The following is a 26,881-nucleotide window of genomic DNA, read 5'->3' on the forward strand; positions in this document are numbered from 1 at the left end:
TCATTTTTCCTTTTTCGATAAAATTCGACAATTATAATTAAAAAAGTAAGAACTGAATTATTTTCAGTCCCTTCATTTTATCAATAATGCTTGTTTTCCTTTAGTATATCATATAATGGATAATTTTTCCAGATAAATTTTTAAATTAGCGAAAAATTTTTAATCGTTAATTTATTAGCATTGTACCAACATATATTATTTTCTCCTTGTAAATGGTTTTCATATCCCTTTCTCATAATGTTGTATCTCAAAGAGATTGCTAAAAATGACGGTACCACATTATCTAATACCAGTTTTACTGCATTATCAAAAAACCATCAGCGAAAATGGCTGATGGTTTTTATTATAGTTCATCTTTAATTTCTTGTTTTGTACGGAAGCCTGTTAAAACAAAGGTAGCAACCAATTCCTCTTTATCATTGAATACTTCTGTCCTTACATGGGAAAGGGATTTTGTTTCATGAATCACTTTTGCCTTTGCTACAATATAATCTCCATTGGCTGGTTTGATATAATTGGCTTGTACATTGATGGTAACGGTAACTCTTCCGGAAAAATTAGCAGCTGCCGCAAAAGCAAAATCTGCCAAAGTGTATACCACTCCACCTTGTACCAGATCAGCGCCATTTAAATGATGTTCCTTTAAATCCAAAGTTACTGTTGCGTAACCCAATCCAACCTCTTTTAATACCATGCCGCAATATTTTGCGAACCGGTCTTTTTCTAGCATATTTCGGATTGTTTGTTCTGTCATACAGTTTCCTCCTATCTTTAAAAATCTATTTTTTTGCTTTCCAGTTCTTTTAACCCCGCCAAGATTTCATCTTTTCCAAAATTATGTTCTTCCATAGTTTCTTCATCCTCACCTAACAGGCAATTGTAAAACCAAAGTCCCAGACATAAATTATCATCGGATTCTTCTTGTTCCAACTGTTCATATAGTAAATCTTCTGCCTGACAATATTCTTTCTGTTTTATAAGGCTCTCCAGTTCTTTTTTTATTTCTAATTGTGGGGATTGGAAAGGAATATCCTCCACCTCTTCAATAAATCCACCACCTGGAGAGATCAAAGCTGTTTTTAAAAAACGAATTACCATCATGGATTGTTCTATAATAAAATCATCTGTTAACATAATAACACATCCTTTCCATTGTTCTGTTTTCCATTATAATATAAAATTAATTGTTGTGCAATGAGTTTTCTGTCATACTATTTCTTGTTATCATAACCATATCGCTTTCTCATCTCTATAACAACTAAAAACCCTGGGCAAGATGCCCAGGGTTTTTTAACAAAATAATTGATCTTATTTTTCGTCGCTCCAAGAATACATTTTTCTCAGTTCTTTTCCAACTTTTTCTAATTCATGTTCTGCTTTAATTCTTCTTGTCGCATTGAAATGAGCACGGCCGTTCTTATTTTCAGCAATCCAATTGGTAGCAAAAGTACCATCCTGGATTTCAGATAAAACTTTTCTCATTTCTTTCTTAGTATCTTCAGTGATAATACGTTTACCAATTTCATAATCGCCAAATTCAGCAGTATCGGAGATAGAAGCTCTCATTTCGCCAAAACCACCATGATAAATCAGGTCAACGATCAATTTCATTTCGTGGATACATTCAAAGTAAGCATTACGTGGGTCATATCCAGCTTCTACTAATGTTTCAAAACCAGCCTGCATCAGAGCGCAAACACCGCCGCACAATACAGCTTGTTCTCCAAACAGGTCTGTTTCTGTTTCTACACGGAAGGTTGTTTCCAAAACAGCCGCTCTTGCGCCACCAATACCAGCAGCATAAGCCAAAGCCAAATCGGTAGCTCTACCAGAAGCATCTTGTTCTACCGCATACAAGCAAGGAACACCTTTGCCTGCAACATATTCAGAACGTACGGTATGGCCTGGCCCTTTAGGAGCGATCATTACAACGTCTACACCAGCAGGAGGAACAATTTGTTTGAAGTGAATATTAAAGCCGTGGGCAAACGCCAATACTTTACCTTCTGTTAAGTATGGAGCAATGCTATTTTTATACAAATCAGCTTGTTTTTCATCTGGGATTAAAATCATAATAAAATCAGCAGCTTTTGCAGCTTCTTCTGTTGTCATAACAGTTAAACCAGCAGCTTCTGCTTTTGCCCAGGATTTAGAGCCTTCATATAAGCCTACTACAACATCTACGCCACTTTCCTTTAAGTTCAAAGCGTGAGCATGTCCTTGGGAACCATAACCGATGATTGCAACTTTTTTGCCATCCAATAAACCAAGGTTACAATCGCTTTCATAAAAAATCTTTAGTGCCATTTTAGTTTCCTCCTAAAAATGTTTTTTATAGTGCTCCGCTTGTTTGCGGGGTCTTACTGAAGTGATTAATTTACACTATATAACAAGTTTTATATTTTGTCAAATGTTTTTCTTAATTAATAAGTTAAGTTTTTATGATTAAGTTAAAAAACTACTTTAATTGTAGTTTTTCAACATTTTATCTCAAAGCATCCTTACCTTTTTGGATCGCTATAGTCCCCGTCCGGATCACTTCCTTTAACCCATAAGGACGAACCAGTTCAATCATGGTTTCTAACCGTTCACAAGTATCAGATACTTCCAATGTCATTGTAGTACGGGTAATATCAGAAATTTTTGCTCCCATAATATCCGCAATGTTCATAATCTCTCCACGCTGTGCTGGTGTAGTAGAAATTTTGACAATCATCAATTCACGGCTAATAATTTCAGAAGCTTCCTGGGTTTTTACTTTAATAACATCAATCAGCTTATTGAGCTGCTTTTCTACCTGTTCAATTGTTCTGTGATCCCCGTCCACTACAATAGTAATGCGGGAAGTGGAGTGGTCCTCAGTAACCCCTACTGCCAAACTTTCAATATTAAATCCACGGCGGGCAAACAATCCTGAAATTCGGGAGAGAACACCAGGATGGTTTTCCACTAAAATAGAAATTGTACGTTTCATGGTTTTTTCTCCTTTCCTTTACAGTGTTGATTCGTTTTCATCTACAATTACTTCTAGCAGAAAAGAGGTATCTGCCTGTAAAAACTCGTTGATTGCCTCTCCCGCCTGGGAGATATCTGTAATCGTTTTTGCTGGAATCCCGTAAGCGGAAGCCAATATAGCAAAATTCGGACTTCCATCCAGGTGGACTGCCATCTGGCGGTCTCCCCAGTTTTTGGTTTGCAGTTCCCGTACCATCCCCAAACGGTTGTTCTTCATCACAACAATTTTAAGTGGAATATGGAACTGGCATAAAGTAGCCAACTCCATCATCTGCATCTGGAACGACCCATCCCCGCAGATCGCGATTACATTGTGGCCCATATCCGCCAGTTTTGCTCCCATAGCTGCTGGAACAGAATATCCCATTGTTCCCATTCCGCCTGTGGTAATAAACTTACCATCGCGGATCTTAAAATAGTTTGCGGTCCAAATTTGGTTTTGCCCTACATCCGCAACTACTGTGGTATTAGATGGGGCCTTATCCGATAACATAGATAGGAACTGTTTTGGATTGACACAGCCCTGTTTTGGAATGTCAAAATCACGCATACAGCTTTTTTTGGATTCTGTCAATTTACGAACCCAATCAGTGTGCTCTTCTTTTCCCACTACTTCAGCAATCTGGTCTAAAATTACCTTTGCATCCCCTACAACAGGAATACTAACCCCAACATTTTTTCCAATTTCAGCTGGGTCAACATCAATGTGGATAATTTTTGTCCGTCCTTCCAATACACTTGGGCTAGCAATTGCCCGGTCGGAAACTCTGGCGCCAATCAGCAGCAGCAAATCAGAGTTTAAAACCGCCTCGTTCGCTGTTCTGCACCCGTGCATCCCCAACATGCCAAAATTCAAAGGATGGTCTGTTGGGAGGATTCCCAACCCCATCATTGTTGTAATAACAGGAATATCACAACATTCCGCAAAAGAAGCCAGTTGTTTACAGGCACCCGCATTGATAACGCCGCCACCAGCACAAATCAATGGGCGCTCTGCATGAGAAATGGCTTCCGCCACTTTTTTAATTTGACCTACATGGCCTTTTACACTTGGTTTATATCCGCGAATATCTACTGCTTCCGGATATTCAAATTCCAATTTCGAATTTTGGATATCAACTGGTACGTCAATCAAAACTGGCCCTGGACGTCCTGTAGCCGCAATATGAAACGCTTCCTTAAAAATACGTGGAATCTGTGTTGCGTCTTTTACTAGATAACTATGCTTTACAAAAGGCTCTGCCGCACCGGTAATATCCACTTCCTGGAACACATCCCGCCCTAATAAATCGGTAGATACCTGACCGGTAATTGCTACAATTGGAATCGAATCAGCATAGGCGGTTGCTATCGCTGTCAACAGGTTGGTCGCTCCAGGACCAGAAGTTGCGATACAGACACCTGGCCGTCCCGAAATTCTGGAATAGCCGCTGGCTGCATGTCCTCCATTCTGTTCCTGCCGTACTAGGATATGCTTTATATCAGTTGAGGCAAGTGCATCATAAAATGGACAGATTGCCGCACCTGGATACCCAAAGACGACTTTCACACCTTCTTCTTCTAAACATCGTACCATTGCTTCTGCAGCTGTAATCATCGTGCACTCCTCCCTTTCTAAAATCAATTTTTGTGCAATCATTACGAAAAGCAACAACATTACAATTTTATAATTTGTAATTGTTTTCATTATACTGTTAAAATGGGGGATACGTCAATACCCCAAAATAAAATTTGCCCAAAACATTTTTTCAAAAAACAGGGGGGAACAGTTGAAATCATCTTTAAAAAAGGGTACAATAAAAATTAATTTTAGAAAAACAATAAACAAATTATTATTTTTGCTTATTTTCATTTTAAAAGAAAGGGGAATGGATATGGACTTACTTCCAATTGCATTTCTAATCGATGGTTTATCCATCTATAAAAATCTACGCAATGATAAGGTTATTAGCAATTTACACGATAGCGTTGTAAAACTAAATACCTGCCAAAGTGCGGAAGGGCAGCTTCAGGCAATCTCCTCCTATACTGCGATGTGCAGCACATTATATGAGAGCGAATATCAAGGAAGCTTGTCCGATTATATTTTTGATTTGGTGTTATATGATATCAATATTTTTTCCAAAGCATCTGCAGAACATCGTTTGGATTCCCTCAGCCCACAAATTCTACAGGCTGCTTCCAATGACCTACACGCACTGTTCAAAATATCCCATATTACTTCTGAGATGTTTAAGGCAAATTTCCAGGAACAATGTAAAGGCTGCTCTTTTTTGGAGGAAAGCCTACCGGATTATACCATCGAACAACACCGCTATCCTGTACGGGATGACTGGGGAAAACAGGTAAACGCCATTTCCGATTTTTATGCTGCGAATGGGGTTGGAATGTACGCTAAATATAAAGCATTTATCTTTGAAATGGGCAGAGGCATTCAGCCTGTTATTACCTTGGACCCCATCCGCTTAACCGACCTGAAAAAATACGAAGTACAGCGGAATAAAGTTTTGGAAAACACCCTTGCTTTTATAGAGGGGCACCCATACAATAATGTACTGTTATACGGTGACCGTGGTACTGGAAAATCCTCTACTGTAAAGGCAATTCTAAATGAGTACAAAAACCGTAACCTGCGCATGATAGAAATTAGCAAACGCAGCATCGCCGACTTGGATAAGCTAATTAACTCCATCCAAAATATTCCATTAAAATTTATTATCTTTATTGATGATTTGACCTTTAACGAAAACGATGACAATTTTGGTATCCTAAAAGCGATCTTAGATGGCTCCCTCAGCGTCCGTCCAAATAATGTGGCAATCTATGCAACTACCAACCGCCGCCATCTAATCAAAGAAACTTTCTCTGCCCGAGAAGGAAATGAAGTTCATCGGGGGGATACTATGGATGAAAGCCTATCTCTTTCCGACCGCTTTGGGCTGACTGTGACATTTATGAAACCAAACAAAGACGATTTCCTAACTATTGTACGCCAACTGGCTGCTGACCGTCACATTGAAATGGAAGATGAAAAACTCTGTGCTGGCGCAGAACGTTTTGCCTTAGCGAACAGTGGAAGGACCCCACGTTTGGCGCGGCAATACATAGACCATATTGAGGCAAGGATTAAATTAAATTTGGAAATCTAATCAATAAAGAGGTAAATTGAAATGTCAATCGAAGCAGCAAGAAAACACCTGCAAACGTTTGGTTTGGAAGACCGCATCATAGAACCGGAACAGTCCAGCGCCACTGTAGAATTGGCGGCACAAGCATTGGGATGTAAGCCAGAACACATCGCAAAAACCCTGTCATTCGACTTAAATGGGGACACTATTTTAATCGTAACAGCTGGTGATGCCAAAATAGATAATAAAAAATATCGGGAATATTTCGGCTGTAAGGCGAAAATGCTTCCAAGGGAACAAGTTTTAGAAAAAATCGGTCATGACGTAGGCGGAGTCTGTCCTTTTGGAATCCATTCAAATATAAAAGTGTACACAGATTGTTCCCTACAGCGGTTTGAAACAGTATATCCCGCTGCTGGAAATGATAACAGTGGAGTAAGACTCTCCTGTGAGGAATTATTTCGAGCTGCCAATAGTAAAGCATGGATAGATGTTTGTAAAGGCTGGCAAACAGAAGAATCATAATTTTCTAAATCTATAGAAAAAAATCAAAGAACAATAAAATAGTTAAATAATTCCTGTATTTAATGAAAAATACTTCTAGATATTCTTTCACTATTGGAATTAGGGTCGTTTTATTCGGAATATTAAGATATATCATGAATCATTGATAAAAATACGATTTAAAAAGTAAACGGAGTGCTTCTGTTTTATAAAAACCCCTTAATTGGATACTTTGTGGGAAAATAATCCAGAGTGTAAACATGATTTTTTATATCAACAGGGCAAAATAAGAAAAATGCCTCCACTTTACGACAAAAGCACATCCGGAATGAGGAAATATTGTTCCGGACTGTGCTTTTCCATTATTTTTTCTGCTGAACCATCTGTTGATCCGGTGTTAACGGTAAAATCAAGTATTGATTTTCTTCCAAGTAGGAAATAATTTTCGGTAAAGCATCCAAAGTAGCCTGGCTGCGGTCATGCATTAAAATCGTAACACGATTGTTTCCATGAATGGAATTCACTGTGTTCTGGTAAAGTTGATCCCCTGTATATCCTGATCTGCCATCTCCACAGGAAGCATTCCAATCCACATAGGTATACCCTTTTTGATTGAGGAGTTCTTTGATTGCTGGGAACTGCCCTTTGGCTGTGGCAGAACCTCCTGGAAAACGGATTATTTTTGCACGTTGTCCACAAGCTTGTTCAATTGCATTGTTTGCCTGTTCTATATCATTAATAAAAGCGGTTGGATTAGAATACACCTTGTTAAAATCATGAGAATAGCTGTGGTTTGCAATAGTATGCCCTTGTTGCTGAATTTGCTGCACAATTTCCGGATGCTGTTCTACCTGGTTGCCTACCACAAAAAAGGTTGCTAGGATATGATGTTCCTTTAAAACTTCCAAAAACTGTGGAGTATATGTACCGCTGGGACCATCGTCAAAAGTAAGGTATGCTACTTTCACATTTGGGTTTTCCTGTGCTTTCTGGTCTATCTGTGGTATCAGCTGGTAAAACTGTTGTTGTATCTCTTGCATTTTTTGTTGATATTCTTGAGAACTGTTCACAGCGTTTTCTAGCTCTTCTAGGTTTTGCTGCGCCATTTGGTAATCCGTTTTAATTTGTTCCAGTTGTGGATTTAATTTTCCCAGCTGTCCAGATGTTTTTTGGATTTTCCCATGCGCCCAAGCTCCTAAAACTGTGCTACAAAGAATACCAATGATCAAAATGGCGCATATCATCCAAAACCGGCTGGATTTCCCTATAATTTTTGCTGTGTCTGGTCGAATTTTTCTTTCCATGTTTTATATGCCTCCTGGTTGGATTTTCCCTTTTGGATTTCTTCCTGGTGTTCCTGCTGATACTGTCCTGTTTGCTGTTCCAGCTGTTCCAAATTTTTTTGGTCATTCTCTAACTCTTTTGAAGTTTGGTTGAATTGATGGGACAACATTGCCGCTTGAATATTCTGTTGGATACAAATACCACCCGAAACCAAAAAGGCTACTGCCAATACACCAATGAGGTATCCTTTCCATTTTGGACGTAATTTCATATAAATCCTTCCCTTATTTTAAAATACTCTTTTATCTTATAACAGGAACGGGATAAAGTAAAGAATAAAGGGAAATTTGTCATAAAAACGCAAATATTTTGTTACAGTTCCGTATTAAAATACAGTTGATAGAATAAGGAGGTGTCCACCCTGAAGTTAAAAAGATTTACCCCCTTTTTTAGCTTTTTTCTTATGATTGTTGGCGGATTGTTTTGTTGGATGTATCTGGCAGAACCAGAAGCCCATATTACCCCTGATTATGAGCAGGTCGACCTCCAACCAATTCTACAAAAAGAACATTTTTCACAAGAGGACTATCAGCTACTGTGGGAACAAACTGGTTTATCCAAAACAGCGATTGATCAAATTTTAGATACCAGATTTCACCCTTCCAAAACAATTCTAGACTATCAGCAAAAATTTTTTGATACTCCTATCTATCAATGTTATTCCAATACGGTTATTTCCCATGAAGAAATCATTGTAAACCAGGATGGCAAATACACGATTGGAACCTCCATCGCAAATGTACAGGAAGGGGACGTATTCATCACAAAATCCTCCCATACCTTTGGATGGAGGAATGGACACGCTGCCATTGTGGTAGATGAGGAGAATAAAAACACATTGGAATCCATTACATTAGGAACTAATTCCCGGTTAAGCACAGTGAGCAGATGGGAATCTTACCCTAACTTTATCCAGCTACGTCTAAAGGATACAGATAAGGAAACACGGGCAATGATTGCACAAAACGCTTTAGTTTATTTAAATGACCTTCCCTATTCTCTAGGAATGGGGTTATGGCATTGGAAAAATCAGCCCCAGGACTCGATCAGCTGTACCAACTGCTCCCATCTGGTGTGGCAGGCTTATCAATGGTATGGTTACGATTTAGACAGTGACGGCGGTTTTTTGGTTACTCCAAAAGACCTTGCTAACAGCGATTTATTTGAAGTCATCCAGGTATATGGGGTTGACCCTAACAATATCTGGCCATAATAAAGTAAAACAATAAAGAAGGTGTTTTTATCATGGAATTTCAACAATTACTCAAAAATTACGCAAAACTGGTGGTAAAAGCAGGTGTTAACCTCCAAAAAGGGCAGGAGCTTGTCATTTCTTCCCCTGTGGAATGTGCTCCATTTGTCCACCTAGTCGCAGAACAGGCTTATTTGGCTGGTGCGGAAGAAGTCATTGTACAGTGGAACGATGAAAAATTAGCCCGTTTAAAATATGATCATTGTCCGATTGAAAAGTTTCAACAAGTCCCAACCTGGATGTCTGAATTTCAAAACGGATATTCCCGTAAACACGCAGCACATCTTTCTATCTCCGCAAGTTCCCCTGACGCACTTGCAGGGGTTGACCCAAAAAAACCTGCAGCATGGGTCAAAGCAATGCACCAGGCCTGCAAGGAATTTTACGATAACCTGGATATGGGCATTAACCGTTGGTGCATTGTTTCGGTTCCAACGGCTGGATGGGCTGTTAAGGTATTTCCAGACATACCAGAGGAACAAGCTATCCAAAAATTATGGGACGCAATTTTTACCGCAGTACGAGCCAATACCCCTGACCCTGTTGCTTCGTGGCAAACACATAAAGAGAGCTTTGAACAAAAAATAGCATTTTTAAACCAAAAACAATTTAAAGCACTGCACTATTCCAACTCTTTAGGGACGGATATCACCATTGGTTTGCCTGATAACCATGTTTGGGCTGGCGGAGGGGATAAAACCCAGGATGGTATTTATTTCTTTCCCAATATGCCAACCGAAGAAATCTTTTGCACCCCTCACAAAGACCAGGTAGATGGAATTGTTTACAGCTCAATGCCACTGAATTATCAAGGGACAGTTATCAACAATTTTTCCATCCAGTTTGAACAAGGTAGGATTACAAACGTAACAGCGGAGGAAGGGTTGGAATCCCTCCAAGAATTGATCGCCATTGATGAAGGCTCTCATCATTTAGGGGAAGTGGCGCTTGTCCCCTATAACTCCCCAATCTCTAATATGGGGTTAATTTTTTACAATACCCTTTATGATGAAAACGCAGCCTGCCATTTTGCCATTGGAAAAGGATTCCCAGAGTGTTTCCAGGATGGTTTGTCAAAAACTATGGAAGAACTAAAACAACAAGGTATGAACGATTCCGCAACCCATGTAGATTTTATGTTAGGTACGAAAGACCTAGATATTACAGGAATTTGTCAAGATGGTTCTGAAATTTTGATTTTTAAAGATGGCAACTGGGCTTTTTAAAATAATATCCAATGATATCTAACACAGATTATCACGATATTTTAATAAAGCATCTCTACCCATTTATTCGGACTTTGATGTTTGTATGGTATCATAGAATCGTATTTTATAATATCTCTACTCAGTACTCAACGAATGAGCTGATAAATTCATATCATTTTCCTGAAAACAGAAATTTTAATTTCTATATTAAAAAACAGGCAACTAGTTTCGTTGCCTGTTTTTATATTATTTCTAATAGAATTACCCACTATTTTTCTTCCTGAATTTCCACTTTATCAAAAAATAAATTGACGATCAGGATGAAAACTCCAACCACAATCAATAGAATTGGAATGAACAAAAATAATGTAAAGGAAAAAAAGAAAAACTCGATTATTTTAACCGGAGAAAAGCTACCTGCCATGATAGAAAGTGCTCCATATCCTACTATCAAAAGAATCATACCCGCCCAAATACGGATAAATCTCCCGGAAACTCCTATCATCACAAGGAACATAAAGAGAGGAATAGCAACAAACAAAAATCCTATAAATATCATGGCATTATCACTATTGGTTCCACCAATAATTGCATTTTCTGGGGCATTCGGGTCATATTTTATTTGTTTGGTACTGCCTATCTCTGGAATTACACCAGAACCATAGTCAGTAGCAACGGTATAGTCCTGCCCATTAACTGTATACTGATAAATTAACTGGTATGTATCATTGGTGTGCTTGTGTCTAACCGCATCATAACCACCTTCCGAATACAGAGTATAATCCACAAAATATCCTTCCGTTGAATGATAATGATTTGATGTTTGATTCAGCTGTATAGTATTTTTAATACCAAAAAACAACAGTAACATTCCACATAATATCACGATAAAAAGAAAAATAGATGCTGGAATTTTCACTTTTTTATCCAATATGATTCCCCCAAATCCACATTTTTGATTCTCATATTTGTTAGAAAGTCTTATACAAAAGCTTTTCTATCTACCTTGGTCTTACAAAAAATGAAATCCAGGCAATGCAGAGAATCGAAACCACTTATAACGTAAATACAATTTTTGAGAGATTAACGTCTACATCATCCACCTTACAACCCATAAATAAGCAGCTTATCATTCTTTCTGATATCGAAAGATTGCTGATATCGATTCATTCCATACATGGAGTAAAAATTTTTTATAAGCCAACTGTTAAAGACAATGGTTTCCTCTCTAGTCATGACCACCAGCTAAGCTGGTGGCTTGAGTAAGCTCTAGAAGAGCATAGTACCGTCAAGCATCGAAAGACGTACTGAAATATCTGTCTTTTTCATCACTTGCCCTGCCGCCCGTAAACAAGCAATTTTCTTCCAACGATAGTTTTTTCGTTACGATAAGATTGCTGTTAGCAGCTCGCTTCGCTCGATGTTTAAAGCGAAAGCTTTTCGGCGAGAGCCTCCACCGGCATAGCCGATGGTTTCTATAACAATGAAAAAATACCTTCTAAAAAACAAGAAGGTATTTTTTTCATTATTCATCAAATAAAGGGGTACTGAAATAACGTTCGGCAGTATCAGGGAGGACAGTAACTACTGTTTTCCCTTTGCCCAATTTCTTAGCAAGTTTTTTTGCTGCTGCTACATTGGTCCCACTGGAAATTCCACACATTAAGCCTTCCAAACGTGCCAAATCCTTCGCTGTCTGGATTGCTTCCTCATCTGAAATAATGCAGATATCGCTGTAAATCTCACGGTTTAATATTTCTGGAATCAATCCATCTCCAATCCCCATCTGCAAATGGGTTCCAACATTGCCTCCGGCTAAAATGGCTGCGTTTTCTGGTTCCACTGCCCAGATTGTAATATCAGGATTTTGTGCTTTTAACACTTCGCCAATTCCTGTAATCGTACCACCTGTTCCAACACCAGAACAAAATCCATGGATTGGCTCCCCAACCTGTTCCAAAATTTCCAAAGCAGTATGGTAACGATGAACCGCCGGGTTTGCTAAATTAGAGAACTGTTGTGGTACAAATACATTTGGATTTTCCTGTTCCATTCGCATAGCGGTATTTAAACATTCCTCAATACATTTTCCAATATTTCCATCATCATGGATTAAAATCACTTCCGCACCATAATGCTGAACCAGTTTCCGCCTTTCTTCGCTTACAGAATCCGGCATGATAATAATCGTACGGTAGCCACGTACCGCACCAATTAACGCAAGCCCAATTCCTTGGTTACCGCTAGTTGGTTCCACAATGATGGTATCCTTATGTAATTTTCCTTCTTTTTCCGCTTGTGCTAACATATTAAAAGCAGTTCTTGTTTTAATAGAACCACCTACATTTAATCCTTCATATTTTACCAAAATCTGAGCGCTATCTGGTTCCACCATCCGATTTAAACGGATTACAGGTGTATTTCCCATCGCTTCTAACACATTGTTATAGATCATCCAAAAACCCCTTTGACGTAAAATTTTTCATGGAGAATATCCTACCCAATAATAAGCCAATAATATTTATTATATAACAAAATTTTTTAAATGCAAACTATTTTTCCAACAAAAGGTCTACTTATTTATTATATGAAAAAACAAATACAAAGAGTGAAACCACAGCCATAAATTGAATACTTTTCCTATTTGATTATGACTAGCATTGATTTTTTAAAATACTTTCCATCTAAGTAGAATAACCTTGATATTAGTTATTATATTTATAAGATAATTTCTGTTTTGTTAACTGTTACATTTTCAATTTGAATCTAGACAATATTCTCCAGGTATAAATTTAATCAATAGAAAAATCAGGTAGTCAAATTGTATATGGATACTATTTTTATTGCTATATAATATACTGTAGTAAAAAAGCCCGATTCAGTTAGAATCGGGCTTATAAACGTTTATCTTTCCCTTAATATTATTTTTTCTTACGGGAAAGTAATACTGCTGTGCCTGCTACTGCTAACATTACTACACCTGCGATTGGAGCAAAATCCCCTGTTTTCGCTGCGTTTGCTTTTGTTGTTGTATTTTCCTGTCCAGTCTGAGTAGCATTGTTATCAGATGGTGTTTCTGTTCCTTCTACTGCTACTAAACTATCCATTGCAGCCTGCACAGATTGTACTGCTGCGTCTACTTCTTTCTGGGTTGCGTTTTCATTTTCCAGTACTGCTTTTGCGTCATTTACTGCTGCTTCCAGTACTGCGTAGCTTTCTGCTGTGTATGCGTTCGCATCCACTTTCTCTGCCTCTGCTACTACTTCTTCCAAAATAGATTTATCCGCTTTGTATCTCAGGTTCAACATTGCGTTTAACAGATTATCCGCTACTTCATTGATTTCCGCCTGCATAGCGTCTCCATTATTGTAAGTATTCTGCGCCGCTTCTAATGCTGCGGTAAACTCTGCTTGACCTGCTTCTACATATTTGCTCAGGTCAATCCCTTCTGCTGCTGCGATTAAGCTTGCTAACTCTGTTTTATCGCCTGCTACAAATCCTAATTTATGGATTTCGTTCAACAGTGTTTTCCATGCTGCATTTACTTCTTCCTGGGTTGCTGCTGCGTTATTTGCTACTGCCTTGGCATTTTCCAATGCTGCATCAAATGTTTTTTGTACACTTTCAATGGCATTGTCATATTCCCCGCTTGCTTTGGCTTGTTCCGCATAAGCAATCACAGAATTCAAAATAGAAGTATCTGCACTTAATTCTACTGGAATTTCTTGATATGGAGTAACCGTTACTACACCATCATTTCCTAACAGACCATTTTCTTTTAATGGCATGCTGGATATAATAAAGCTTGATTTTGCCTGATTATAAATCGTTGTAGCTACTTCTATAATAACCGTATTTTCCCCTGCGTGTACATATGGGCCAATATCTACAATTGTATTAATTTGATTTACCATTGGAAGTTTTGTTCCATTTACAGTTACGGTAAAAGTATCTTCTACTTCTCCAAGGTCAATATATGCGCCATATCCCTGATCATAACCTTTATCCAAATGGAATGTTGTGGTATAAGTTCCAATCCCAGCCACATTTTTCCACTCTGGATTGATGTCTTTCCATCCTTTTAACTCGGTAATGGTAACTGGATCTAATTCTTTCCACTGGGAATCATAGAAATAAATGCTGCCATTTTCATTTTTCTCTAATGACTTGATTTGTAAGTTCCATTCCTCTACTGTAAATGGGTCCTGGATATTTTTTGTTACCACTTTATCTATTTGATTGTTATTTGCGGTAACAGTGTAGGTTCCTTCCTGGGTGGATTTTAATACCATACCATTATCTTGATAATTTACTGCAGCATCCCCAGTAACATCAGTTGCATAAACCGATTGTGGAGTTAAACCGTTTTCAATTGCCTCCTGGTCAGTTAACAGAGCAATCAATTTTGCTTCATCTTTATCAAAATCAAGGTGCAATGTCACAGATCCATCGTTTTGCTGATATTCCGCAATTGGGGTGATTTCCCCTGTCCATGCGTCTAATAGGTATGGTTTCCCTTCTCCTTTTAAAGTTACATCCAGAGATTTTGCGGTTAATAAATCTTTATTGATTCCCGGATAAGCGGTTCCTGCTTTTGCTAAGGTAGCATTGGCATCTTCTGCACAGATTCTATTGTAATTATAAAGATAATAGAAATCTCCATTGTCATCTACCTGATGTTTTGCCAACAAGTCAGTTGGTGTGCTGTATTGAGCATCTGGCTGAACATTTAATTCTGTCAATTCTGTTGGAAGCTGGTCGTAATCCGATACTTGTTTCACATTTGGATTTTGCAGCAACGTATTCATGGCGTTGACAATATCCTGGGCGGTATAGCCTTCATTTACTTCGCTGCGGTACATCAGTTTGCTTGGAGCATCCCCTACAACCACAATCTTCATACCATCATTAGCAAGGTCAATCATCCGCTGTGCCACATCCGGTGACATCCTATCTTCATTGTGGATGACAATCGCTTTATAGGCTGGACCGTTTTCATTTAACACCCCATTGGTGACAGTGGCGGTTTCCAGATTCAAAATATCTGGGTTTACAAATTCATAGGAGTAGCCATTGCGGTTTAAAATGCTGTCATCTGGGAACCAATCTTCCCCATCGCCACCGCTCTTCATGTAATTATCCTCATAGGTATGGCGGTAAACAGCGATATCTATTTTGGATTCTTTCTGCATGATATAGTTATAACGGGTGAAATATTCAATATAATCTGCTGCGTTTTCATATGAAGTATTTTTATTCCATTCATTCGAAATATATCCCATAAAAGGTGCATATCCAGGCCAAAAATCTCCCATTATACCATGGATACCTTCTTGTAATTCTCCACTATAAGCTGCGCCATGCAATACCTGACGGTTCATTCCTGCTGCCCAGCTCCGTTTCAGATGCCAAGCGATATCTTCATAGCTCTGCCCATAAGCATTTCCAAATTCGGCTGCAGCTTCATAGGAATAAATCTGCTTGTCCGTCATATGTACAGCAGAAGCCATCATTCTCAAATTATCTAAAGATGCTCTGTTTAAGGATTCTCCTTCCGGAATTGCTACAGATAAAGCAGAAGTTTCTACTTCCATTGGTTTGTTATAAGCTACCTGATAACGGATATTCATGCCATATTCTTCTGCCATTGTTTCCAGTGGTTTCAGATGATATTCATTATAGCAATAGGTTACAACTTCGTTATAATCATTGTTAATTTGTTCGGTTAAATCAGCATCTGTAAAATCATAATTTGGACCTTCTTGGGTCTGATAATAATTTCCGCCACCAATAACAGGTAAATATGGAGTGATGTCATATCCTTTTTGCTGTTTGAAAATTTCCTGGAATCCTCTTGTCCACTCTTTATCTACCTGATTTTCCAAAGAATCATTAAATAAAGAATTAACATAGTGTAAGTAATCTTTTTCATCCATTACACTGTCCCAGTAGGCTTTACAGGCATTCGCTCCATCAATGCCATAGTGGTCCACAACATAGTAGCCGCTAGCTTCCTTTTGAGCTGTTGGCTGTTCCCAAAAACTAAAAATAACCCAGTTTTGGTCCCCTTCCGGTGCAGTCCAATTCAACGTACTCTGTGCGTTATCATCTGGATTTACTGTTACATAGTCCATCAGGTCAATATAGCTGTTAAAGTCAATGGTTTTTTCTGCAGTTAACTGGTAGGCTCCTACTGCAAACAGTTTTGTTGTCCCTTCGCTTCTTATCGTGTTTCGTTCTGGAACAATGGCTTGGTAGGTATCTCCTGCAACAAGATCCGCAGTACCATAGGTCATTTCATAGGAAGTGCCTGGATCATCCGCATTTTTTAATGTTGGAGAAGAAATCGGCCATCCAGGACCATTGGTAACATCAACTGTTAGATTATATTTTTGTGCTTCATCTACAATAATCTCCATTGCACGGTCCCAATTTTCTGTCCCCCATTGATCGTTATCCTGAACCCCTTTAATCATCTGGATATATGAAACAACTTCTAAACCACCATACCCTAAATCTGCGATTTGTTTTACATCACGACGTAAAGCGGATTCTTCTACCGCAGCACCAGGAACCCAGTAACGGATCATTGTTTTGCTTTGCTGCGGCGGATTTTGAAATTCACTCACCAAAGTTGTGTTGATATTCTCTTGTGCAGATACTCCTAGAACACTCAACGCACTAATGGATGTAGCTGCCATGGCAACCGCTAATGCGGAAGCAGTACATTTTTTCCATAAATTTGTTTTTTTGCTTCTCATAATTTCCTCCTTAGTAAAATTTATAACCATAAATTATGCTTATGTTTTATATTATATAGTTGTTTTGACGGTTACTCAATCAGCTATTCGTACATTACTATGATAAAAAAACAACATGTTTCAAAAAATAATCTATTGTAAAATTTGTAAAACTGTGCTACTCTAATTCATAAAGGGGGAAGAAAAATTGAAAACAATTGATGATTATAAAAGTATTTTTGATCATTTTATGTATGAATATATGGACCACAAACTACCCTTTCATGATTCTACCGCAGTATTGCAATGGGACCAAAATCAAAAACTGTTTATTTCGGGACAACAATCATTTGTAATATTATTTCATCCTAATATAAGCCTGTTTCCAAATGCAAAAAATATAACCATACATAACCATAATTTCTATGAGATGGCATATGTTTACAAAGGAAGATGCACCAACTATTTTGAAAATAACCAGTTTGAGATGAAAGAGGGAGAAATCCTGCTATTAAATCCAACGGTTTACCATGATATCTGCACCACTTCCCCTAACGATTGTATCGTAAATATCCTATTTAATCCCGAACTATTTGAAACAGCTATGCTCCCAATGCTCTCCAATAACCATTTAATGCTAAATTTTTTCGCAAAATATACTTATCAGATTGGAAAATCCAGTGATTATCTACATTTCCATCCAAGCGATGACCCTACTATCTACCAAACTTTAGATTCCCTAGTAATGGAGTATTTTGAAAAATCTGTTTTTTATGAAAATATCTGCCAGTCCCTGTTAATGATCCTTCTCTCCCGTTTAACAGTATCCTATTGTAAACAGATTGGATTAAACCCAGATAACCAAGAACAAGATTCTGTTATTATATCCCTGTTAGGATATATGCAGGAGCATTGTATTGATACCAGTTTAGAGCAAGTTGCTGACCATTTTCATTATTCCACAACTCATATTAGCCGATTATTAAAAAAACATACTGGTAAAGGGTTTATTGAGATTATGCAAAATTTTAAGCTGGAAAAAATTAAAAGCTACCTTTCCGATACCGATTTTACTGTGGAAAACATTTCTCAAATTATGGGTTATAACGATGTAAACTATTTATATAAAATTTTTAAAAATAAATATGGTATAACCCCCAACGAATACCGGAAACAATACCATCAATAATATCATAAAAAACCACCCAGAAAAATCTGAGTGGTTTTCTTGTTATCTGCTAAATTCAGCTAATTCTAAACCTTCGTTGTGTTCTAGTGCCCATTGAATACTCCAACTGTTGGAAAATAGCAACAATTTATTTCCTTTTAAATCCTGTACAACCTTTGTACCAGACATCAAATCCAAACTGTTTACATCAACATCTTTGTTTTCAATCCAACGGATATACTGATATGGCAACCCGGACATCCGGATATCCACATGGTATTCGTTCTTCAAACGGTATTCCAACACTTCAAATTGCAGGACGCCTACTGCACCTACAATCACTTCTTCCATACCAGAATCCAGCTCCTGGAAAATCTGGATTGCCCCTTCTTGGGCAATCTGAGTCATCCCTTTTACAAATTGTTTTCTTTTTAAGGTATCCACCTGGGTAACCAGATTAAAATGCTCCGGCGCAAAGGTTGGAATCCCTTCAAACACCATCTTCCGGTTTGGGGAACACAAAGTATCCCCAATAGAAAAAATACCTGGGTCGAAAATCCCCAAAATATCCCCAGCATAAGCTTCTTCCACAATTTCACGTTCCTGCGCCATCATCTGCTGAGGCTGGGCAAGTTTTAATTTTTTACCACCCTGTACATGGAGTACTTCCATCCCTTTTTCAAATTTACCGGAACAAATCCGCATAAACGCAATCCTATCACGGTGAGCTTTGTTCATATTTGCCTGAATTTTAAAGACAAATCCTGAAAAATCCTCATCAAACGGGCTTATCTGCCCAATGTCCGAATTACGGGATAATGGTGGTGTTGTCATCTGTAAGAAATTTTCCAGGAATGGTTCCACCCCAAAATTGGTCAATGCGGAACCAAAAAAGACAGGAGAAAGCTGACCAGTATTTACCTTTTCCATGTCAAATTCATATCCGGCACCATCTAGCAACTCTACATCATCCACCAAGGTATGATAATGTTCCGAACCAATCAATTTTTCCAGATTGGTATCATTCAAATCTGCTGCAATAGAGTCTACTTCCCGTTGCCCATTGTTGGCTGTAAACGCTAAAATTTCCCGTTTTTTTCGGTCAAATACCCCTTTGAACTCCTTACCGGAACCAATCGGCCAGTTTACTGGATAAGTCTGAATTCCCAGTTCTTCCTCAATTTCCTCCATCAAATCAAATGGATTCCTGGCTTCCCGATCCATTTTGTTAATAAAAGTAAAAATCGGGATGTGCCGCATGACACAAACCTTAAATAACTTTCTGGTTTGGTTTTCAACACCCTTGGAGGCATCAATCACCATAACAGCAGAATCCGCTGCCATTAAGGTGCGGAAAGTATCTTCGGAGAAGTCCTGGTGCCCTGGGGTATCCAAAATATTAATGCAATAGCCTTCATATTCAAACTGCATTACAGAGGAAGTGACCGAAATCCCCCTTTGTTTTTCAATTTCCATCCAATCGGAAACCGCATGTTTCGCAGTTTTTTTCCCTTTTACAGAACCAGCTAAGGCAATTGCTCCACCGTACAACAAGAACTTTTCCGTTAAAGTCGTTTTACCAGCGTCAGGGTGGGAAATAATCGCAAAAGTTCTACGTCGTTTAATCTCATTTTCGTAACTTGACAAGTTCGTTCCTCCTGATGATTCCATTTCATTTTAAAATCTGTTTTTCTCAAAAAAATGGTTCGGCCAAATGGTAATTTTGTCTTCCATTGACCCAACCCGATCATCCTAATTTTGTTTATTTCTATTTCATTTTTTCCATTTTACAACAGATTCACTATCCTGTCAATCAGCTAAAAAAGAAATAAAATGTCATGATTTCTATTTTATAATAACCAGCATCCCAGCAGCCCTATACTACATCCAAGTCCCCAGCCAGAAACAACATCAGAAATATAATGGATTCCTGTTAAAATACGGGTTGCCCCAGCTAAAAACGCCAATACCGCAATAAAAACTCCCAAGGGAAAATGAATATACCAGCATGCCACACAAATCACCGCTGCACTGGCTGCATGTTTACTTGGAAAAGAACATCCGGTATCATGTCCGATTACTGGTTTAAACTGGTATTTCTCAAATGGACGTTTTCTCTGGATAAATATCCGAAGTCCTTTTACCACCAACAAACAAAGCATTGGGCTTATTAGATAACACCAAATCCTAATATCCCTTTGAAATGCCAGCAAAATACCTAGCCCTAAATAAATCACCGCAATGCCAATGGGGGAAAATTTACAAAGCAGAATAAGGAGGAACCGATAAGATGGCGATTTCTCTGCCAATCGGATACAAGACAAATAAAACCGTTCCATTCTATTTTTCTCTCCTATCTTTGTAGGTTAAGGTTCTTCGATAGTATCTTCATCCGGTAATACAGAGACTTCCTGTTTCACAGTGGATAGCACAAAATGAGTTTTCGTGGAACAAACCCCTTCGATACTTTTAATCCTGCGGTGTAACTGCTCCAACCCTTCCGAAGAATCGGTCAACACCCTTAACATAAAGTCAAAATCTCCTGTAATATAATAGCAAGAGGTCACATTTTTATTTTCCGCAATACACTTTGTAAAATTATCATAGTATTTAGGGTGCTCCAAACTTACTTCCATAAAAGCACACATATCATTCCCTAATTTTTTTTGGTTGAATGAGGCAGTATAGCCTTCGATGATTCCAGATTGCTCCAGTTTTTTAATCCGTTCTGTAACAGCAGAAACAGACAGGTTAATGGTTTGGCTAATATTAGAAGCTTTTTGTCTTGCGTTTTCTTGTAAACATTTTAAAATTTCCAAATCAATATGGTCCATCGTCATCACCTTTTCTATTTTGTGATTATCTAATCATTCTTATTTATTATATCATAATTTATAATATTGCAATAGGAATTTTTTTAATTTGCTATTGTTTTGTTAGATGATTGCAAATAAGGCTGTTTTGGTCTGTGCTCTGGTAAATTACTATCCCTATTCCATTGTGCCAGCCACTCCCGTGGACTCACTCCTACTTCTTTTTTAAATACTCTGGAGAAATAATAATAATCTTCATATCCACATTTCCAGGCAATCTCTTTAATACTTAATTTAGATACTTTTTTGGAAATGAGCAGCTGTTGCGCATAACTGATTCTCTTAAAGGTTAAATACTGTAGAGGGGTTCTTCCAGTATGATGTAAAAATAATTTTCGGAAGTAATCCGTATTAAGTGGAATTTCATCAATCAGTTGGTCAATGCTAAATTTTGGATTTGCCACATTATCCCCTATTTCCTGCAAAGCATGGGCAACATATTTATTTTGTGCTGGGCTTTGGGCAAATGAAACAATATAGTGGAACAAAACTTCATACAGACTGTTTACGATGTTCCTCCAGTTATTCCGTTTCATCTGGTATTCCCGATAAATCTGTTCTAAAATATGCAAAAAATCCAAGTTATCGCTATCTCGAAATTTAAAATAAGAAATTGGTTTAAACTCAAAATCAGAAAAAGTATAATAGTAGCTTTTAAACCCTACATTGGAATAATCCCGATGAGGAATTCCAGGGGGAATAACAAAAATATCATGGGGTTCAAAAGCAACTTTGCGGTTGTTAATTTCTGCAATTCCAGTGCCTTCGGTATAGTAAATGATTTCCCACATATCGTGGGTATGCAGTTCTACATGATAAGTAGGATTTTCATGGCGGTTAATATAGTTTAATTTTAGCATTTCATCCTCCATCTATTTAAAAATAGACATCTAAATAATCCATCTTTTCTATTTTTTTAAAATATATAGTCTATATTATCCATCTTTTACTCCATTTTATCATAAAATATCTATATTGTCCATCTTTATATCGTTCAAATGACTATTTTTTAAAATTGTTTTCCGTTATACTGTAGGTATCATCATTCTTTATTTGAAACAGAGTCCGGAACATCGCTGTTTCTACAATATTCTCCCATCTTTTTGCCCCATATGAAAAGATGGATGTTACCTTTTCGAGGAGGGATTATATGAACAAATACAAACTGGGCTTGTACGAAAAATCAATGCCAAACGATCTGGAATGGAAGGATAAACTGCTTGCCGGAAAACAGGCTGGCTTTGACCAGCTGGAAATCAGTATTGATGAATCCGACTTTCGTCTATCCCGCTTAAATTGGAGTAAACAGGAACGTAGAGAACTGTTAAACACCGAACGTGAGGTCGATTTTTACATCAACACCATGTGTTTGAGTGGACACCGGAAATATCCACTTGGCAGCGGAATTCCTGAGATTGAAAAACGTGGAATGGAAATTATGGAATCCGCCATTGAACTGGCTTATGATTTAGGAATCCATATTATCCAACTGGCTGGATACGATGTTTATTATGATGAAACCTCTACCCCTGCCACAAAAGAACGCTTTATGCAGAACATGTTTAAAAGTGCTGAAATGGCAGCATCCCGTGGGGTAATCCTGGCACTAGAAACCATGGAAAATGACTTTATGAATACCATCGAAAAAGCGATGTACTATGTTTCTACCGTAAACTCCCCTTACCTCCAGGTTTATCCTGACATGGGCAACATTACAAACGCAACTGAGCATGTTGCGAAGGATATCCGCAGCGGCAAAGGCCATATTGCAGCTGCCCACTTAAAAGAGACGGTTCCAGGTGTATTCCGTGATATGCACTTTGGAGAAGGAAATGTAGATTTTAAACTGGTAACTGATTTATTAAAATCCCAGGGTGTTACCATGTATACAGCAGAATTTTGGTATGACGGAAAGGATAACTGGAAGGAAATTCTCCAGCAAACCCATGATTTTCTCCGTCCATACTTAAAATAAAAAGGAGGGAAACTTATGGCAAAATATTTAATGGGTATTGACAATGGCGGTACCATGACCAAAGCTGCTATCTTTGATACAGCTGGCAATGAAATTGCCACCGGCTCCCAGGATACCCCATTATTGGTTCCACAAGACGGTTTTTGCGAACGTGATATGAACGACCTGTGGAACGCCACTGTAAACGCAATTAAAACAGCAATTGCAAAAGCGAATATCGACACAAAAGATATTATCGCAATTGGGTGTACGGGCCATGGAAAAGGTTTATACCTTTGGGGTAAAGATGGAAAGCCTGCGTACAACGCAATTACATCCACCGACCGCCGCGCCCTTTCCTATGTAGACAAATGGAACGCGGACGGCACCGCTCTAAAAGCAAGGGAATATACCCTGCAAAACCTGAGGGAAACCCAAGGAGTTCCTTTGTTGGCTTGGTTGAAGGACAATCATCCAGAAGTCGTAGAAAATACCCAGTATATCTTTGAAGCAAAAGACTTTATCCGGTTTATGCTCACCGGCGTGGCAAATACCGAATACACCGATTCTTCCAGCACCAGCTTGATGAATTTAAAAACCATGACGTTCGACAAAGAGGTTTTAAAAATATTTGGGTTGGAAGATTGTTATGAAAAACTGCCGCCTTTGAAATATTCCTATGAATTATGTGGTACTGTGACTGAAGAAATCAGCAAACAGACCGGTTTAGCGGCTGGTACTCCAGTATGTGGAGGCATGTTCGATATTGACGCTTGTGCCATTGCGATGGATGTCAGTGATCCAGAAAAACTCTGCGCCATTACCGGGACATGGAGCATCAATGAATATATTTCTGAAACACCGATCCCACCGGAAGGTACCACTCAAAACTCCATCTTCTGTATTCCAGGGTATTACCTGATTGAAGAGAGCAGCCCAACTTCCGCCGGAAACCTGGAATGGTATATTAAAAACTTCCTCGGAAAAGAAAAAATGGAGGTTGGCGCCAGCGGTGGACGTTTATACGATTGGATTGACCAACAGGTGGACGCTATCAAACCGGAGGACAGCAATGTGATCTTCCTTCCATTCCTGTATGGGACTAATGATCCAAAATGCCAGTTATCCGCTTTTACTGGTTTAAATAATTTCCATACAACAGGGCATCTGCTCCGCGCGATTTATGAAGGGGTTACTTTCTCCCATATGTACCATATTGAAAAGTTGTTAGCTCTACGAGATACCCCAACTGCAATCCGTATGGCTGGCGGTGCAACAAAATCCGAAGTATGGCTGCAAATGTTCGCAGATGTCATTGGCTTGCCGATTGAAATGATCAAAACCAAGGAATTGGGCACTTTAGGGTGCGCAATGGCTGGAGCGGTTGCTTGTGGTTTACACAAAGATTATAAAGAAGCCGCGAAATCTATGGTTCAGGTGGGCCGTACGGTTCATCCAAATATGGAACGCCACAAAATCTATGCTGAAAAATTCGCCCGGTATAAAAAATTAATCAAACTGCTGAGTGAATTATATTAATGGAGGTAGAACGATGTTAGAAAAATTAAAACAAGAGGTATACGAAGCAAACATGATGTTGCCAGAATACGGCCTAGTTACTTTTACCTGGGGTAATGTATCCGCAATTGACCGTGAAACCAACCTTGTTGTTATCAAACCATCCGGTGTGGAATACAACAAATTAAAAGCTGTAGATATGGTAGTATTGGATTTAGACGGCAATGTTGTGGAAGGTGACTTGAACCCTTCTTCTGACACACCAACCCATTTGGAATTATATCGCCAGTTCAAAAACATCAAAGGGATTGTACACACTCATTCCCCTTGGGCTACCATTTGGGCACAGTCTGGCAAGTCCATCAACGCTTACGGTACCACCCACGCAGACTACTTCTATGGCCCAATTCCATGTACCCGTAAAATGACACCGGAAGAAATCCAAAGCGAATATGAATTAAACACCGGTAAAGTAATTGTGGAAACTTTTGGCGGTTCTAACCCAGACCATATGCCTGGTGTATTGGTAAATAGCCATGGTCCATTCACATGGGGAACAGATGCAAAAAATGCGGTACACAACGCTGTTGTATTAGAAGAAATCGCAAAAATGGCTTATTACACCGAAAGTCTGGGCAAAACAACCCCAATGCAGCCGGAACTGCTGGACAAACACTTCTTGCGCAAACACGGCGCTAATGCTTACTACGGCCAAGGAAAACACAATAAATAATGGAAACAAAGCTGATTATCTTCGATATGGACGGGGTTCTTGCTGATACGGAACCTCTCCATCGAAATTCCAAATACAAAATCCTGGAGCGGTTTGGTGTCCATGAAAAACCCGATCTCTCCTGGACTGTTGGTATTCCAAATAAAGAAATCTGGGAACGGCTCATGAGCCAATACGGTTTCCAGTCCGATGCTGCTACCTGTGAACAAATGCAGTACGATGGTATTTTAGAGGAGATGGCGGAAATCCACCTCCCTCCCAGCCAAGGTTTAATCCCCCTCTTGGACTGGATGGACGAGCAAAAGATTCCCGCTGCCATCGCTTCTTCTTCCAACCGGTATTTTGTAGACCGGGTTACTGAATTTTTAGGTATCAAGCATCGGTTCCGTTGGATTGTATGCGGGGATGAAGTCGCACGTAAAAAGCCTGACCCTGATGCTTATCAAAAAGTACTGCAACTGGCTGGTATCACTCCAAATCAGGCTATTGCAATTGAAGATTCCCATTCTGGAAGCAAAGCGGCGTTCCGTGCTGGAATTCCTTGTATTGGATACCAAAACCCCACCTCTGGGGAACAGGATTTATCCTGCTGTACTACCCTGATCCAACATCTGGAACAGGTAAAAGATTTAATTCCATAATCGGATTGAGATAAAAACACATATTGAGAAAGGATTATTATTATGAGATTTTTTATTGATACTGCAAATGTAGAACATATTAAAAAAGCAAACGATATGGGTGTGATTTGTGGCGTTACCACCAACCCTTCCCTGATTGCGAAAGAAGGCAGAGATTTTAACGAAGTAATCGCTGAAATCGCTTCCATCGTAGACGGCGCTATCTCCGGAGAAGTAAAAGCAACTACTGTAGACGCGGAAGGCATGATCAAAGAAGGCCGCGAAATCGCTAAAATCCATCCAAACATGGTAGTAAAAATTCCTATGACAGCAGAAGGTTTAAAAGCTACTAAAGTTTTATCCTCCGAAGGGATTAAAACCAATGTTACTCTGGTATTCAGTGCAAACCAAGCTTTGCTGGCTGCTAGAGCAGGTGCTACTTATGTTTCTCCATTCCTGGGTAGACTGGATGATATTTCCCAACCAGGGATTGACTTGATCCGTACCATTGCAGAAATTTTCGCAATCCATGAAATTGATACCCAGATTATTGCTGCAAGTGTCCGCAATCCAATCCATGTAACTGACTGTGCTTTGGCTGGCGCTGATATTGCAACTGTTCCATACAGTGTTATCGAACAAATGACAAAACATCCTTTGACTGACCAAGGAATTGAAAAATTCCAGGCAGACTACAAAGCTGTTTTTGGTGAATAATTTAAACTGGTCAAAATAAATTTTGACCAAACCCTGTTTTTATGTTAGGATAACAGTAGTCCCAGCTAGTTGCATGCTGGCTGGGAAAACAATCTAAAAGAAAGTAG

At 38.7% G+C, this 26,881-nt stretch carries 24 protein-coding genes; 10 read left to right on the forward strand and 14 right to left on the reverse strand.

The window, feature by feature from the left end; all coding sequences use genetic code 11:
• Positions 1-343: 343 nt before the first annotated feature.
• The 5 genes from H8Z77_RS07670 to ilvB form a co-directional block, all read right to left on the reverse strand.
• The gene (locus tag H8Z77_RS07670; RefSeq protein WP_186996659.1) at positions 344-754 is read right to left on the reverse strand and encodes a PaaI family thioesterase; all 411 of its coding nucleotides are present in this window, start codon (positions 752-754) and stop codon (positions 344-346) included.
• Between the two features lie 17 nt (positions 755-771).
• On the reverse strand, positions 772-1,134 hold the full coding sequence (locus H8Z77_RS07675; protein ID WP_186996660.1) for a DUF6483 family protein: 363 nt from the start codon (positions 1,132-1,134) through the stop codon (positions 772-774).
• Between the two features lie 174 nt (positions 1,135-1,308).
• A complete protein-coding gene (gene ilvC, locus H8Z77_RS07680) occupies positions 1,309-2,307 on the reverse strand; it encodes a ketol-acid reductoisomerase (protein ID WP_069987350.1) in 999 nt (332 codons plus the stop codon).
• A gap of 178 nt (positions 2,308-2,485) precedes the next feature.
• The gene (ilvN, locus tag H8Z77_RS07685) at positions 2,486-2,974 is read right to left on the reverse strand and encodes an acetolactate synthase small subunit (RefSeq protein WP_069987351.1); all 489 of its coding nucleotides are present in this window, start codon (positions 2,972-2,974) and stop codon (positions 2,486-2,488) included.
• An 18-nt stretch (positions 2,975-2,992) separates the two neighbouring features.
• The gene (gene ilvB, locus H8Z77_RS07690; RefSeq protein WP_069987352.1) at positions 2,993-4,612 is read right to left on the reverse strand and encodes a biosynthetic-type acetolactate synthase large subunit; all 1,620 of its coding nucleotides are present in this window, start codon (positions 4,610-4,612) and stop codon (positions 2,993-2,995) included.
• 277 nt (positions 4,613-4,889) lie between these two features.
• Between ilvB and H8Z77_RS07695 the strand changes: the two genes are divergently transcribed.
• Together H8Z77_RS07695 and H8Z77_RS07700 are read left to right on the forward strand one after the other, a co-directional pair.
• The gene (locus H8Z77_RS07695; protein WP_186996661.1) at positions 4,890-6,164 is read left to right on the forward strand and encodes an ATP-binding protein; all 1,275 of its coding nucleotides are present in this window, start codon (positions 4,890-4,892) and stop codon (positions 6,162-6,164) included.
• Between the two features lie 21 nt (positions 6,165-6,185).
• On the forward strand, positions 6,186-6,668 hold the full coding sequence (locus H8Z77_RS07700) for a YbaK/EbsC family protein (protein WP_186996662.1): 483 nt from the start codon (positions 6,186-6,188) through the stop codon (positions 6,666-6,668).
• Between the two features lie 341 nt (positions 6,669-7,009).
• Here the strand turns inward: H8Z77_RS07700 and H8Z77_RS07705 are convergent, their stop codons facing one another.
• A complete protein-coding gene (locus H8Z77_RS07705; protein WP_083256356.1) occupies positions 7,010-7,951 on the reverse strand; it encodes a polysaccharide deacetylase family protein in 942 nt (313 codons plus the stop codon).
• Positions 7,912-8,202: a hypothetical protein gene (locus H8Z77_RS07710; RefSeq protein ID WP_069987354.1), complete on the reverse strand. Its 291-nt coding sequence runs from the start codon at positions 8,200-8,202 to the stop codon at positions 7,912-7,914. The genes H8Z77_RS07705 and H8Z77_RS07710 overlap by 40 nt, the downstream gene beginning before the upstream one ends.
• Positions 8,203-8,421: 219 nt before the next feature.
• Here H8Z77_RS07710 and H8Z77_RS07715 point away from each other — a divergent pair, with 219 nt between their 5' ends.
• Positions 8,422-9,204, forward strand: coding sequence for a hypothetical protein (locus tag H8Z77_RS07715; RefSeq protein ID WP_186996663.1), 783 nt, complete (start codon positions 8,422-8,424; stop codon positions 9,202-9,204).
• Between the two features lie 29 nt (positions 9,205-9,233).
• Positions 9,234-10,469 (forward strand): aminopeptidase, encoded by a 1,236-nt coding sequence (locus H8Z77_RS07720; protein WP_270739335.1) that lies wholly within the window; start codon positions 9,234-9,236, stop codon positions 10,467-10,469.
• Between the two features lie 250 nt (positions 10,470-10,719).
• On the opposite strand, the gene H8Z77_RS07725 is transcribed toward H8Z77_RS07720, so the two are convergent.
• From H8Z77_RS07725 to H8Z77_RS07735, 3 genes are all read right to left on the reverse strand, one after another.
• Positions 10,720-11,382, reverse strand: a complete 663-nt coding sequence (locus tag H8Z77_RS07725; protein ID WP_186996665.1) for a DUF3592 domain-containing protein — start codon at positions 11,380-11,382, stop codon at positions 10,720-10,722.
• 594 nt (positions 11,383-11,976) lie between these two features.
• A complete protein-coding gene (gene cysK, locus H8Z77_RS07730; protein WP_069987358.1) occupies positions 11,977-12,906 on the reverse strand; it encodes a cysteine synthase A in 930 nt (309 codons plus the stop codon).
• A gap of 466 nt (positions 12,907-13,372) precedes the next feature.
• The gene (locus H8Z77_RS07735) at positions 13,373-17,212 is read right to left on the reverse strand and encodes a glycosyl hydrolase (RefSeq protein WP_186996666.1); all 3,840 of its coding nucleotides are present in this window, start codon (positions 17,210-17,212) and stop codon (positions 13,373-13,375) included.
• 187 nt (positions 17,213-17,399) lie between these two features.
• On the opposite strand from H8Z77_RS07735, the gene H8Z77_RS07740 reads away from it, so the two are divergent.
• Positions 17,400-18,380, forward strand: coding sequence for an AraC family transcriptional regulator (locus tag H8Z77_RS07740; RefSeq protein ID WP_069987360.1), 981 nt, complete (start codon positions 17,400-17,402; stop codon positions 18,378-18,380).
• 42 nt (positions 18,381-18,422) lie between these two features.
• Here the strand turns inward: H8Z77_RS07740 and H8Z77_RS07745 are convergent, their stop codons facing one another.
• The 4 genes from H8Z77_RS07745 to H8Z77_RS07760 form a co-directional block, all read right to left on the reverse strand.
• The gene (locus H8Z77_RS07745) at positions 18,423-20,006 is read right to left on the reverse strand and encodes a peptide chain release factor 3 (protein ID WP_069987361.1); all 1,584 of its coding nucleotides are present in this window, start codon (positions 20,004-20,006) and stop codon (positions 18,423-18,425) included.
• Between the two features lie 203 nt (positions 20,007-20,209).
• Entirely contained in the window at positions 20,210-20,698 is a 489-nt protein-coding gene (locus H8Z77_RS07750) for a phosphatase PAP2 family protein (protein ID WP_186996667.1), read from the reverse strand.
• A 27-nt stretch (positions 20,699-20,725) separates the two neighbouring features.
• A complete protein-coding gene (locus H8Z77_RS07755) occupies positions 20,726-21,193 on the reverse strand; it encodes an Lrp/AsnC family transcriptional regulator (protein WP_069987363.1) in 468 nt (155 codons plus the stop codon).
• Between the two features lie 83 nt (positions 21,194-21,276).
• Positions 21,277-22,092, reverse strand: coding sequence for a helix-turn-helix domain-containing protein (locus H8Z77_RS07760; protein ID WP_069987364.1), 816 nt, complete (start codon positions 22,090-22,092; stop codon positions 21,277-21,279).
• A 290-nt stretch (positions 22,093-22,382) separates the two neighbouring features.
• Here H8Z77_RS07760 and H8Z77_RS07765 point away from each other — a divergent pair, with 290 nt between their 5' ends.
• From H8Z77_RS07765 to fsa, 5 genes are read left to right on the forward strand one after another with little or no spacing between them, the layout of a single operon-like run.
• A complete protein-coding gene (locus H8Z77_RS07765; RefSeq protein ID WP_069987365.1) occupies positions 22,383-23,207 on the forward strand; it encodes an L-ribulose-5-phosphate 3-epimerase in 825 nt (274 codons plus the stop codon).
• 15 nt (positions 23,208-23,222) lie between these two features.
• Positions 23,223-24,725, forward strand: coding sequence for an FGGY-family carbohydrate kinase (locus tag H8Z77_RS07770; RefSeq protein ID WP_069987366.1), 1,503 nt, complete (start codon positions 23,223-23,225; stop codon positions 24,723-24,725).
• A gap of 13 nt (positions 24,726-24,738) precedes the next feature.
• Entirely contained in the window at positions 24,739-25,437 is a 699-nt protein-coding gene (gene araD / locus H8Z77_RS07775; protein ID WP_069987367.1) for an L-ribulose-5-phosphate 4-epimerase, read from the forward strand.
• Positions 25,437-26,078, forward strand: coding sequence for an HAD family hydrolase (locus tag H8Z77_RS07780; protein WP_186996668.1), 642 nt, complete (start codon positions 25,437-25,439; stop codon positions 26,076-26,078). Before araD ends, H8Z77_RS07780 begins: the two co-directional genes overlap by 1 nt.
• 42 nt (positions 26,079-26,120) lie before the next feature.
• A complete protein-coding gene (fsa, locus tag H8Z77_RS07785; RefSeq protein WP_069987369.1) occupies positions 26,121-26,774 on the forward strand; it encodes a fructose-6-phosphate aldolase in 654 nt (217 codons plus the stop codon).
• Positions 26,775-26,881: the final 107 nt, after the last annotated feature.

This window comes from Clostridium facile (assembly GCF_014297275.1).
GTDB classification, from domain to species: domain Bacteria; phylum Bacillota; class Clostridia; order Oscillospirales; family Ruminococcaceae; genus Massilioclostridium; species Massilioclostridium facile.

Bases quoted from the DNA above. Each gene is read 5' to 3' on its own strand.
- H8Z77_RS07675 (WP_186996660.1), bottom strand. From the start codon at position 1,134: ATGTTAACAGATGATTTTATTATAGAACAATCCATGATGGTAATTCGT.
- H8Z77_RS07780 (WP_186996668.1), top strand. From the start codon at position 25,437: ATGGAAACAAAGCTGATTATCTTCGATATGGACGGGGTTCTTGCTGAT.
- H8Z77_RS07705 (WP_083256356.1), bottom strand. From the start codon at position 7,951: ATGGAAAGAAAAATTCGACCAGACACAGCAAAAATTATAGGGAAATCC.
- ilvC (WP_069987350.1), bottom strand. From the start codon at position 2,307: ATGGCACTAAAGATTTTTTATGAAAGCGATTGTAACCTTGGTTTATTG.
- H8Z77_RS07770 (WP_069987366.1), top strand. From the start codon at position 23,223: ATGGCAAAATATTTAATGGGTATTGACAATGGCGGTACCATGACCAAA.
- fsa (WP_069987369.1), top strand. From the start codon at position 26,121: ATGAGATTTTTTATTGATACTGCAAATGTAGAACATATTAAAAAAGCA.
- araD (WP_069987367.1), top strand. From the start codon at position 24,739: ATGTTAGAAAAATTAAAACAAGAGGTATACGAAGCAAACATGATGTTG.
- H8Z77_RS07735 (WP_186996666.1), bottom strand. From the start codon at position 17,212: ATGAGAAGCAAAAAAACAAATTTATGGAAAAAATGTACTGCTTCCGCA.
- ilvN (WP_069987351.1), bottom strand. From the start codon at position 2,974: ATGAAACGTACAATTTCTATTTTAGTGGAAAACCATCCTGGTGTTCTC.
- H8Z77_RS07755 (WP_069987363.1), bottom strand. From the start codon at position 21,193: ATGGACCATATTGATTTGGAAATTTTAAAATGTTTACAAGAAAACGCA.
- H8Z77_RS07750 (WP_186996667.1), bottom strand. From the start codon at position 20,698: ATGGAACGGTTTTATTTGTCTTGTATCCGATTGGCAGAGAAATCGCCA.
- H8Z77_RS07695 (WP_186996661.1), top strand. From the start codon at position 4,890: ATGGACTTACTTCCAATTGCATTTCTAATCGATGGTTTATCCATCTAT.
- cysK (WP_069987358.1), bottom strand. From the start codon at position 12,906: ATGATCTATAACAATGTGTTAGAAGCGATGGGAAATACACCTGTAATC.
- H8Z77_RS07670 (WP_186996659.1), bottom strand. From the start codon at position 754: ATGACAGAACAAACAATCCGAAATATGCTAGAAAAAGACCGGTTCGCA.
- H8Z77_RS07760 (WP_069987364.1), bottom strand. From the start codon at position 22,092: ATGCTAAAATTAAACTATATTAACCGCCATGAAAATCCTACTTATCAT.
- H8Z77_RS07715 (WP_186996663.1), top strand. From the start codon at position 8,422: ATGTATCTGGCAGAACCAGAAGCCCATATTACCCCTGATTATGAGCAG.
- ilvB (WP_069987352.1), bottom strand. From the start codon at position 4,612: ATGATTACAGCTGCAGAAGCAATGGTACGATGTTTAGAAGAAGAAGGT.
- H8Z77_RS07710 (WP_069987354.1), bottom strand. From the start codon at position 8,202: ATGAAATTACGTCCAAAATGGAAAGGATACCTCATTGGTGTATTGGCA.
- H8Z77_RS07700 (WP_186996662.1), top strand. From the start codon at position 6,186: ATGTCAATCGAAGCAGCAAGAAAACACCTGCAAACGTTTGGTTTGGAA.
- H8Z77_RS07765 (WP_069987365.1), top strand. From the start codon at position 22,383: ATGAACAAATACAAACTGGGCTTGTACGAAAAATCAATGCCAAACGAT.